The organism is Mucilaginibacter sp. RCC_168, assembly GCF_041355315.1.
GTDB lineage: Bacteria > Bacteroidota > Bacteroidia > Sphingobacteriales > Sphingobacteriaceae > Mucilaginibacter.
Genome location: NZ_JBFUPN010000027.1, coordinates 98,778 through 109,336 on the forward strand (window position 1 = coordinate 98,778; position 10,559 = coordinate 109,336).

Annotated in this window: 12 protein-coding genes; 5 read left to right on the forward strand and 7 right to left on the reverse strand. The window is 43.7% G+C overall.

Going from position 1 to position 10,559, the window contains the following annotated elements; genetic code table 11:
* The first annotated feature begins 4 nt into the window (after positions 1–4).
* Positions 5–868, forward strand: coding sequence for a dihydropteroate synthase (gene folP / locus AB6735_RS23480; protein WP_370998545.1), 864 nt, complete (start codon positions 5–7; stop codon positions 866–868).
* Between the two features lie 250 nt (positions 869–1,118).
* Positions 1,119–1,577 carry a nuclear transport factor 2 family protein gene (locus AB6735_RS23485; protein WP_370998546.1) on the forward strand — a complete coding sequence of 153 codons (459 nt, stop codon included), beginning with the start codon at positions 1,119–1,121 and terminating at the stop codon, positions 1,575–1,577.
* Positions 1,578–1,736: 159 nt separating this feature from the next.
* Here the strand turns inward: AB6735_RS23485 and AB6735_RS23490 are convergent, their stop codons facing one another.
* From AB6735_RS23490 to AB6735_RS23515, 6 genes are all read right to left on the reverse strand, one after another.
* Positions 1,737–2,066 (reverse strand): hypothetical protein, encoded by a 330-nt coding sequence (locus tag AB6735_RS23490; RefSeq protein WP_370998547.1) that lies wholly within the window; start codon positions 2,064–2,066, stop codon positions 1,737–1,739.
* 74 nt (positions 2,067–2,140) lie between these two features.
* Entirely contained in the window at positions 2,141–2,686 is a 546-nt protein-coding gene (locus tag AB6735_RS23495; protein WP_370998548.1) for an NUDIX hydrolase, read from the reverse strand.
* A gap of 177 nt (positions 2,687–2,863) precedes the next feature.
* Entirely contained in the window at positions 2,864–3,667 is an 804-nt protein-coding gene (locus AB6735_RS23500; RefSeq protein ID WP_370998549.1) for a YgcG family protein, read from the reverse strand.
* An 11-nt stretch (positions 3,668–3,678) separates the two neighbouring features.
* Positions 3,679–4,113: a TPM domain-containing protein gene (locus tag AB6735_RS23505; RefSeq protein ID WP_370998550.1), complete on the reverse strand. Its 435-nt coding sequence runs from the start codon at positions 4,111–4,113 to the stop codon at positions 3,679–3,681.
* Positions 4,114–4,253: 140 nt separating this feature from the next.
* Positions 4,254–4,832, reverse strand: coding sequence for a LemA family protein (locus AB6735_RS23510; protein ID WP_370998551.1), 579 nt, complete (start codon positions 4,830–4,832; stop codon positions 4,254–4,256).
* Positions 4,833–5,247: 415 nt separating this feature from the next.
* Positions 5,248–5,817 (reverse strand): RNA polymerase sigma factor, encoded by a 570-nt coding sequence (locus AB6735_RS23515; RefSeq protein WP_370998552.1) that lies wholly within the window; start codon positions 5,815–5,817, stop codon positions 5,248–5,250.
* A gap of 401 nt (positions 5,818–6,218) precedes the next feature.
* Between AB6735_RS23515 and AB6735_RS23520 the strand changes: the two genes are divergently transcribed.
* From AB6735_RS23520 to AB6735_RS23530, 3 genes are all read left to right on the forward strand, one after another.
* Positions 6,219–7,769, forward strand: coding sequence for an NAD(P)/FAD-dependent oxidoreductase (locus AB6735_RS23520; protein WP_370998553.1), 1,551 nt, complete (start codon positions 6,219–6,221; stop codon positions 7,767–7,769).
* Entirely contained in the window at positions 7,766–8,251 is a 486-nt protein-coding gene (locus AB6735_RS23525; protein ID WP_370998554.1) for a DinB family protein, read from the forward strand. Before AB6735_RS23520 ends, AB6735_RS23525 begins: the two co-directional genes overlap by 4 nt.
* A 99-nt stretch (positions 8,252–8,350) precedes the next feature.
* On the forward strand, positions 8,351–8,716 hold the full coding sequence (locus AB6735_RS23530; protein ID WP_370998555.1) for a CoA-binding protein: 366 nt from the start codon (positions 8,351–8,353) through the stop codon (positions 8,714–8,716).
* A 133-nt stretch (positions 8,717–8,849) separates the two neighbouring features.
* On the opposite strand, the gene AB6735_RS23535 is transcribed toward AB6735_RS23530, so the two are convergent.
* Positions 8,850–10,223 carry an RNA methyltransferase gene (locus AB6735_RS23535; RefSeq protein WP_370998556.1) on the reverse strand — a complete coding sequence of 458 codons (1,374 nt, stop codon included), beginning with the start codon at positions 10,221–10,223 and terminating at the stop codon, positions 8,850–8,852.
* Between the last annotated feature and the right edge of the window lie 336 nt (positions 10,224–10,559).

Here is a 10,559-nt window from a genome sequence, read left to right on the forward strand (position 1 = left end):
ACGCATGACTAGAGATACATTTCATAAAAAAATTACCCTTAATGCGGGAGGTAAACTGATAGACCTATCCATTCCAAAGGTTATGGGAATCATTAATATTACACCCGACTCCTTTTACGCCGGTAGCCGTAAGCCTGGTGTGGACGAAGCCCTGCAGCAAGCCGAAAGAATGCTGGCCGAGGGCGCCGCTTTTCTAGATATCGGCGCGTATTCTTCGAGACCAAATGCTGAGGATATTTCCATTGCTGAGGAAACCGAACGCCTATTGCCTGTTGTTGAGGCTATTGTGGCTGCTTTTCCAGATGCGGTGCTGTCCATAGATACTTTTCGGGCGCAGGTTGCGGAAGCTGCTATCAAAGCCGGGGCACATATCATCAATGATATATCGGGCGGAGTTCTGGACGAAGGTATGTTTGCCACCGTTGCCCGTTTACAGGTTCCTTATATTTTGATGCATATGAAGGGCACACCGCAGACTATGACCCAATTGGCGCAATACGATGATGTTTTTACCGAGGTGCTGGACTATTTTGTGTCACGATACCAGCAGCTCAAGCAATTGGGTGTACATGATGTGATCATCGACCCTGGTTTTGGTTTTGCTAAAAAGAGCGAACATAATTACACCCTGATGAACCGCCTGCACGATTTTGATATTTTAGGCCTGCCCACTTTAGTAGGCATTTCCCGCAAACGGATGATCTACGGATTGCTCGAAACCACCGCCGCCGAAGCCCTGAATGGTACCACCGTTTTGAATACTATAGGCCTGATGAAGGGCGCTAATATCCTAAGAGTTCATGATGTTAAAGAAGCGGTGGAGACGGTGAAGATCTGGGAGGCGGTTAACAGCTCAAAAACTTTTTAAACCTCAAATTTTAACAAATTTCTGCTCAAAAACGGCCTGTTTTTCATCAAAAAGTACTCGAAAAGTGTCGATTTTAACACTTTTTAACAAATTTTAACGCTGTTTTTGACGTGATTTTTTTAGGTTTAAAAAGTAGGCAAAACATCACACTGGAATTCGTTTAAAAAAGTTAAATATTCTGGAAGAATAGAAAAATAAGAGCCCTCATAAAATAACTATATTTAATTTTCCAATATTCAATAAGCTTGTCATGAAAAATTTACTACTCCTGTTATTCGTATTACTCCTGTCGTTTAAAACCTTTGCCCAGCAAACGGATGAGGCCGGTGTAAAGCAAACTATCAATACCCTGTTTGATGCCATGCGCAAAGGGGATAGCACCCTGTTGCGGTCGACGTTTGATCAACATATTGTTTTTCAGAGTATCAATGATAGTAAGGCGGGAGCACCGGTATTGGTTAACGAAGACCCCAGTGGCTTTCTGAAATCGGTCGGTACCCCGCACAAAGAAGTGTATGACGAACGGATTGTTTTTAACAGCATCAAGATCGACGGTCCGCTGGCCAGTGTATGGGCGCCTTATAAATTTTACGTCGGCGATAAATTCAGTCATTGTGGCGTGGATGTTTTCCATCTGCTGAAAACCAAAGATGGCTGGAAGATCATTTATATTGTAGATACGCGGCGGAAGGATAACTGCCCGGAGTAGTATTGTGAGTGGTGAGTAGTGAGATCTGAGTTAGGAAAAAATATTCAGCCTGTGGTCGGTGTTTTCACCGTACCACTACTGCACATGCTTAATATTATATGTTTTCAAGTTCAGCTATGAGTGGTGCGGTGAGAATACCGACCACAGGCTAAAATGAATTTAATGAATGATAGTCATTCCATTTCGCTTTATTAATTTAATTTGGGTAGAGTCTTTATATTTTACAATCGAATCTCCTTTTTGTATATCTACTTTATTGCCCGAACTGTAACTCCATGCCCCATCTAAAACATATTCTTTTTGTTTAATAATAATTATCGCATCCCCTTTCTCTCCCTCTCTTACACTATCGATACGACCATTAAAATTAGATGATAAATAACTATAATGGCCCCAAATGCTAAACCCTATTAAAGCTATAGCTCCAATAACTCCAAATATTACAACCCTTTTTAAAATATCAGGTCTATAAATTATCATTTCCCTCATTGATTATAATAAAAATTTTGAAACGGTTTAAGCGAATGCAGAGAAAGCCCCGCTTGAGTGGGGCTTTAAAAGTTCTACAAAGCCCCCAGTTTCATCATGCCATAAAACAGCCCGGCGCAGTGCATGGCCTGGACTACTTTGTTTTCCAACAGGAGTTGTTTTACTTCGGGGATGGTATATTCTTCCACAATCAGTTCTTCATGAGTATCCAAGGCCTGGCCCTGAACTTTTTTGCCGCCTTTGGCCAGGTAAGTAAAAGTTTGATTGTTGGCCGTTGCAGGATTACCGTAAACAGTACAGATCAGCTCAAAATCATCAAACTGGTAGCCGGTTTCTTCCAGCAATTCACGGCGCAGGGCCTCCACAGGTTTTTCGTCGCCATCGATTACACCTCCGGGGATCTCCAGTGAGATAATTCCTGCCGCATGACGGTATTGTTTTACCATGAGTACTTTATTGTCTTCGGTTATGGCTACGCCGTTAACCCAGTTGTTGTACTCTAATACGTAGTAATCATCAACAATGCGGCCATCGGGCATTTCGCATTTATCGAGCCGTAAGGTAGCCCAAGGGCCTTTATGTATATAATGTGATGAAAGTAGTTTCCAGGTGAGATCCATTATTTAATTAGTGTATTATTGATTTAGTGAATTAGTGATTTGGGGGAATGCTTAATTAGTGAATTAGAGACTGGAGATTTAAATTAGCGAGTAAGAAAGTATTATTGATTTAGTAAATGAATGAAGATCTCCTCAAATCACTAATTCACTAAATCAATAACTCACTAATTGCTTCGCCTACCAGCTGCCGCTGGAGCCGCCACCGCCGAAATCACCGCCGCCGAAACCACCAAAGCCTCCGCTGTCGCCACCACTATCATTACCGCCACCGCTGAAACCTCCCCAGCCGCCACCACCGCCACTGCCGCGACCCAGCATATTGCCGGCCAGGAACCACCAGAACGGACTGGCTCCGCCACGACTGCCAATGATCTGGCGACCACCGCCACCACCCCGGTTACGGAAGATAAGTATGATGATCACAATAACGATGATGATGACAATGAGTACACTGCCACCGCCGCCGCCATTTTGTTTAGCCTGCGGTTTTTTATCGGCCTTGTATTCGCCTTTGGTATATTTAATGATCTGGTCTACGCCGGCGTTTAATCCGCCATAATAGTCGCCCTGTTTAAAACGTGGGTTAATATCATTCACCCTGATCTCCTGGGTTACAATATCGGGCAATGCACCTTCGGCACCATAGCCGGTTTGAATGGTAAGTTTCCGATCGGCAAGGGCTACCAGGATCAGTATGCCATTGTTTTTTCCTTTTTGCCCGATACCCCATTTACGCCCCAATGCAGCGCCGTATTCAGCGATGTCATAATTCCCTACCGATTTGATGATCACAATAGCGATCTGGGTAGAGGTAGAATCGTTAAAAGCCACCAGTTTACTTTCCAGCCGTTGTTTATCATCGGCCGATAGGGTATTGGTATAATCGGTAACCAGCGTGGTTGATCGTTCCGGGAAATCCTGTGCAAAGGCCACAAAGGCGCACAACACCAGGCTAAAGAACAATATGATTTTTTTGAACATGAGTTTTAGGGTTAATCGCCATCCATAAAGGCAATGTCATCGGGCAATTCATTGTTATTGTCCTGCGTATGCGGAAAATATTTCTGCAACTGTTCGCCGGCAATTTTTAAGCCGGTAACAATGCCCTCTATAATATCCCCATACTTAAAATGCTGCAGCATATCCTCCTTGGTAGTGTCCCAGAAATCGGCAGGTACTACAGAATTGATACCGGCATCGCCAATAATGGCAAACTTACGGTCGACAGTAGCTACATAAATCAATATGCCATGGCGCAGTTTGGTTTTGTGCATATTAAGCTGGTAAAAATATTTAGCGGCACGGTCAAGCACATCCTCGCTGCATTTTTTTTCGATGCATACCCGGATCTCGCCCGAGCTGCGGTTCTCGGCCTCCTGTATAGCTTTGCGTATCCGCAACTGCTCTTCATCGGTAAATACAGGCATCTTAATTAGTGATTTAGTGAATTAATGAATTAGTGAGGTGTTTGATTAGTAATTTAGTGAATTATTGAGTTAGTGAATATTTATTATTTGAACTTTTCTGAAGCTCGAATCACTAATTCACTAACTCAATAATTCACTAATTAAAATTGGACCTTTGGCGCTTTATCAGCTCCGGGTTCGGCGGTGAAATAGCCCTTTTCGCTAAAGCCAAACATTTTGGCAGTTATATTGGCCGGGAATGAGCGGATCTTGGTATTAAATTCCTGCACAGAAGTATTAAAATCCTGACGCGCTACCTGTATGCGGTTTTCGGTACCTTCTATCTGTGCCTGCAAGCCCAGGAAGTTTTCGTTGGTTTTTAAGTTCGGATAATTTTCGGTTACCGACAGTAAGCGGCCCAACGCGGTACTTAACTCACCCTGTGCTGCCTGAAAAGCTTTGATAGATTCAGGAGTTAGCTTGGTAGGGTCAACCTGTACGGATGTTGCTTTGGCGCGGGCTTCCACAACGGCGGTTAAAGTGCTTTTTTCAAAATTGGCAGCTCCTTTAACGGTATTTACCAGGTTAGGGATCAAGTCGCTGCGGCGCTGATACTGGCTTTGAACGGCCGCCCACTTGGTTTTTACGTTTTCGTCCATTTTAACCATGCTGTTATAACTGCATGAGCTTAATGACATAGCCGTCGCTATAATTAATATTACCGAGAATAACTTTTTCATTTAATGATGTTTTTAGTGATGTTTTGGATTTTAGATTACAAAAGGCGTACCGTTGTTACAACAGCTAATAGTTATGACAACATGACAAGATACGCATTGCTAAAGATAGTCAAAACATTTGTGGTACACGATTAAAGGACTGATATGATTTTATGATAGGGGATGTCTCGCCCCTCGGCATTTCGTTGATAGAAAAATAGATTTGTCATGCTGAACGGAGTGAAGCATCTATTATTGAACTTTTCAATTGTAGAATAGATCCTTCGTTCCTCAGGATGACAAACAAGTATGGTGATTATGAAATGAGCTTTTATTGTTACTGAGGATAAGTTCAGGCGGGTTGCCTGAACTGCGGCGGTGATAAGTGTATGGTTGAATAATCCAAAATTCAGAAGCAGGCAGGGTAAGGGGCTGATTACCCTGCCAGGCAATGCTGCTCACGCATGGTAAGCTGACTGATCATGTCTTTTAAAATATTGCGTGCACGATATAGGGTAGTGCGCGATAATAATTCTGTCATGCCCAATGAATTACCGATCTCCTGGTGCGAGTAGCCTTCAATAGCATACATGCTGAATACTGAACGGTAAGTTTTTGGTAATTTTTGAATCAGTTTCATCAGGTCCTTTGCTTCCAGCCCGTTATCATTGTATGATTTGGTCATGGGCATGCTGCTTTCGGCAGCAAAGTCGTCTACCAAAACCATGGGTTTTAATTTGCGGTAACGTGATATGGCGCAATGTACCATAATACGGCGGATCCATCCTTCGAGGCTGCCATCACCACGATAGTTGTTCATGTTTTTGAACATTTTTATAAAACCTTCTTGCAGTATATCCTGCGCTTCGTCCTTATCAGTTGCATAACGCATGCAAACTGCCAGCATTCTTGGGGCTAAGGCCCTGTATAATTGTTCCTGTTGCTTGCGGTCGTTTTTCAAACATCCTTCCCATAGGGTCATCAAGCGGTCTTCGGCGATATTCATTTTGTGTTGTAATTTTTATAACGAGCCTATGCCAATATGAATGCCATATCATAAATAATTGATTTTCAGAGAAATAAATTTTAATGACCATTTAAAACTGTTCGATAGCGGACGGTTAATGTGCACGGGCGGACAGTTTATTTTCTGGTGATTTAACGGATATCACCCTTTTGGGGGGAGAAGAATGCCCCGCGGTTTAGACTCACCCTGACATCGCTTCGCTCGTCATCCCTCTCTTCGCCTTCGGCGGAAAGAGGGAGAAAATGTAACTAATTCTGTTCCCCTCTATGCGTAGCAGGGAGGGGTGTCGAGCGGAGCGAAGACGGGGTGAGTCGACTCTTTTAGTGAGGCCTTTTTTCACTACCTTTGTTCCGATCCGGGATAAAAACCCGGCAATTATCATGATCAAAGAAGTAGAAATAGTATGCCCTCCCGGGCAGCAGGAAGACGAAGCCGTAATAACCCGCTTAGCGGCGGCTTCTTTAAATATTCAACCCCAAAAAGTTTCGGCGGTACAAGTTTTAAAAAGGTCTATCGATGCCCGTGGCCGCAAGGTGGTTTACCGGATGCAGGTGCAGGTGTTTTTAGATCAGCTTTATCAGCCCGAAATATTTACTGTTAATTATCCTCATGTGCAGTTTGGGCGACCGGTTATTATTGTAGGCGCTGGTCCGGCGGGGATCTTCGCTGCACTGCAATGTATCCAATCGGGATTAAAGCCCATTATTGTGGAACGCGGTAAAGATGTAAAACAGCGCCGCCGTGATCTGGCCAATATCAACAAACAAGGCCTGGTTAATCCCGAATCGAACTATTGTTTTGGCGAAGGGGGAGCGGGTACTTACTCCGATGGTAAATTATATACCCGGTCTACCAAGCGCGGTGATGTGAACCAGGTGTTGAAAATGTTTGTAGCACATGGCGCCGAAGAGAATATATTGATAGATGCCCGGCCGCACATCGGCACCAATAAGCTGCCACAGATCATTACCGCCATGCGCGAAACCATACTGAACGCTGGTGGAGAAATCTTATTTGATACCAAAGTGACCAGTTTACTGGTGGAATTTGGTAAAATAAAAGGTGTAAAACTGGCCAATGGCGAAAAGCTGACAGCCGACGCGGTGATACTGGCTACGGGTCACTCGGCACGTGATGTTTTTGAAATGCTGCATCATCAAAATATACTGATTGAGGCTAAACCTTTCGCTTTAGGGGTGAGGATAGAACATCCGCAGGAAATTATCGACCGTGCGCAATATCATTGCGAATACCGCGGTCCGGATCTGCCGCCATCCTATTATAACCTGGTGGAGCAGGTGGAGGATAGGGGGGTGTTCTCTTTTTGCATGTGCCCCGGTGGTATCATAGCACCTTGTGCTACAGAGCCTGATGAAATTGTAGTGAACGGCTGGAGCCCATCCAAACGGAACAATCCTTTCGCTAATTCCGGTACGGTAGTACAAATTAATATGGAAGATGTGGCCGGTGATGATGCGGATCCGTTCAAGATGCTGCGTTTTCAGCAGGAGATTGAGAAAGCAGCTTTTGTAGCTGGCGGCGGTAACCTGGTTGCGCCCGGGCAACGCATGGTTGATTTTGTAGAAGGACGGCTATCAAATGACCTGCCGGTAAACTCCTACCTGCCCGGAACCAAAAGTACGGAGCTGAAAGAAGTGTTACCTTTATGGATACACAAACGGTTGCAAAAAGCCTTGCCTGCATTTGGCCGCAAAATGAAAGGTTATTATACAAATGAAGCTATATTAGTAGGCGTGGAGTCGCGCACATCATCGCCGGTAAAAGTTCCGCGCGATAAAGAAACGCTGCAGCATCCGCAGGTTCAAGGTTTATTTCCCTGTGGTGAGGGGGCCGGTTACGCGGGTGGCATTATTTCTGCTGCTATTGATGGTATCAACTGCGCTTTGGCAACTTTAAAAATATTAGCATGAGCACCTCAGAAAATCTTTCGCACGAATTGCAAAACGTATTGTCGGGCGATCCCTGGTATGGTTCGCCGGTTTATGATATTCTAAAAAGCGTCAGTTTTGAAACCGCGTACGAAAAGCCGCCGGGCTCAGTACATAATATAGCCGCAATTGTGTTACACATGATTGCCTGGACAGAAGAGGTGATGGACAGGATGAATGGCCTGCCATCGGGCATACCCACCAGCGGCGATTGGCCCGATACCGGCAAGCCGGACGAGCAAAAATGGCAGAATTATGTTGAAGATTTGAAGCTGGTTAACGTAAATTTGATTGGTATCATCCAAAACTTCCCTCCGGATCAATGGAATGAGCCAACAAACGACGAAAGGAACCGCGAACAGGGAACCGGTGTTACCTATGAAGAACTGATCAACGGATTGATACAACATCATATATACCACTCGGCCCAGATAGCGCTATTAAAAAGGATAATTACTAATTAAACAGGATTTCACCGATTAAATAAGATTACACTGATTTTGGAAAGATTACACTGATTGTCGGTGTAATCAAAAAGCAATCAGTGAAATCACCTCAATTATATGGATAATAAAAAAACATTGGTATTGGGTGCTACACCTGATCCCAGCAGATACGCTTACCTGGCCTCGAACCGGCTGGTAAGCAAAGGACACACCATAGTAAACGTAGGGATAAAAACAGGTGAGGTAGCAGGGGTACCCATTGAAAAACCCGAAACCATCCATCACGATATTGATACGGTAACTTTATACGTTGGCCCGCAAAACCAACCGCCGCTGTATAATTATATATTAGATACCAATCCCAAACGCATCATATTTAACCCAGGCACCGAAAACTCCGAACTGCGCCGCCTGGCCAACGAGAAAGGTATCCAAACAGAGAATGCCTGTACGCTGGTGTTGTTATCTATAGGTGATTATTGAGTTGAGGATGTGCAGATGTGCAGATTATAGATGTGCAGATAAAATCTGTATACAAAAGATTTAACCCATTAAGCCAATTAAAAAACATTTGCACATCTATAATCTGCACATTTGCACATCTGAAATCTGCACATCATTTAAAAGGAGCCAGTATCCTAATCTCTTTCGGATAATAATTATTAATTCTGTTGGGTAACAACTTAGCCCAGCCCAGCGCATGACCTTCAAAGGTCATGAGGCTCCAGCCTTTTTGTGTAGAGTTCAAATCGATGTTATCCCGGCGCAGGTATTGGATAGCCTGATCATAGTTAAGTTCTGTTTGTAAAACCGCGTCCTTATTTATTATAGTACTTAGGGCAAGTTCATGATCGGGTATCAGATCTTTCCCCATCAGCTGACCAACGCGCACGCCGGATTTTTTAAGATACAGATGGCGCTGCAAAATATTCAGACTTTCTTTATGGATGCGGTTAATAGCCAGCCAGTCTTCATTCACCTTAAAATAATAAAAACTTTCGGGGTTATTAAGATAGGCCTTTACCTGGTCAATTTCCTTGCTGCTTATTTTTTGCTGCATGTTGTTTTTAAAATTGCCCAGTTCGCCGGTATTGTTTTTCTTGCGCAGGCAGGAGGCAAATAAACCTTCGCCTTTTACCTGGCCCGGATAAAAGCGATAACCCCATGCTTTTTGCAGGGGTGATTCGGTTTCAACAATACCCCAGTCCTTATATATAGGTATGCGAATGCTTTCGAGGTCAAATTCCTGGCAAAGCCAATCCAGTATATCCTCGTTTTCCTGGTGCGAGTAAGAGCAGGTACTATATATAAGGTAGCCATCCTCATTTAAGGCAGGTAATATATCGGCCAGAATACGTTCCTGCCGTTGATGACAAAGATTGACGTTGGCCTCAGACCATTCGTTCATCGCCTGCGGATCTTTCCGGAACATGCCCGAGCCGGAGCAGGGTGCATCAACCAGGATGATATCAAAAAAGCTTTTGAGTCGACCGATATCTTTCGGATCGTTATTACTAACAATAACATTGCTTTGACCCCATCTGCTCAGGTTATCGGTTAACACAGGTACGCGTGTTTTAATGATCTCATTAGCCAGCAGCAGATCGTCGGCCCCAATAGCCGAATTAAGCAGGGTGCTTTTACCGCCCGGCGCCGCGCAAAGATCGAGCACCTTAACAGGTTGCTGCTTGTTTTGCCTGATATGTTTGATGATATGATCAATAAACATGGATGATGCTTCCTGTACATAATAACATCCGGCATGAAAAAGCGGATCAAAAGTGAAGGACGGGCGGGTATCTAAATAAAAACCATCGGCGCACCAGGGCACTTGCGCGCCCGTTTTTAAGGCCGAAGGTTTAAAAGGATTTAACCTTATAGATGTAGGCGCATCAGAATTTTCATGAGCATTTATAAAATTTTGCTCATCAAATCCGTTTTCTGCGCTTAATGAGGCCAGGAAGTTTTCGGGAAATGGGTGCTTGTTCATATACTTTTCAAATATACAAATAAGGTAAATGCTATTATTATGGGCTGAAGTAAGGGTGTGGCGAATGAATTTAGGGTTAGTTTACAGGTAGTTGTAAAATAGTTTTAATTATTTCAAAATTTCTCTTGGAGCGTAAGTGTTTTTCTCTGTACATTTGTGGCCGCTCAAGGAAAAAGGGCGTTGTTTTTTGAAGATTTAGCGAATAAAAAAAAGTTTAAAAAAGTGAAAATTTCACTTGGTAAATTGAAATAAGATTCGCACCTTTGCAGCCCGCTGAGGAGGAAGAGAAAAGAGAGGAAAGGCGGTCAAAACTTTAGGATAAAAAAAAGAAAAAAA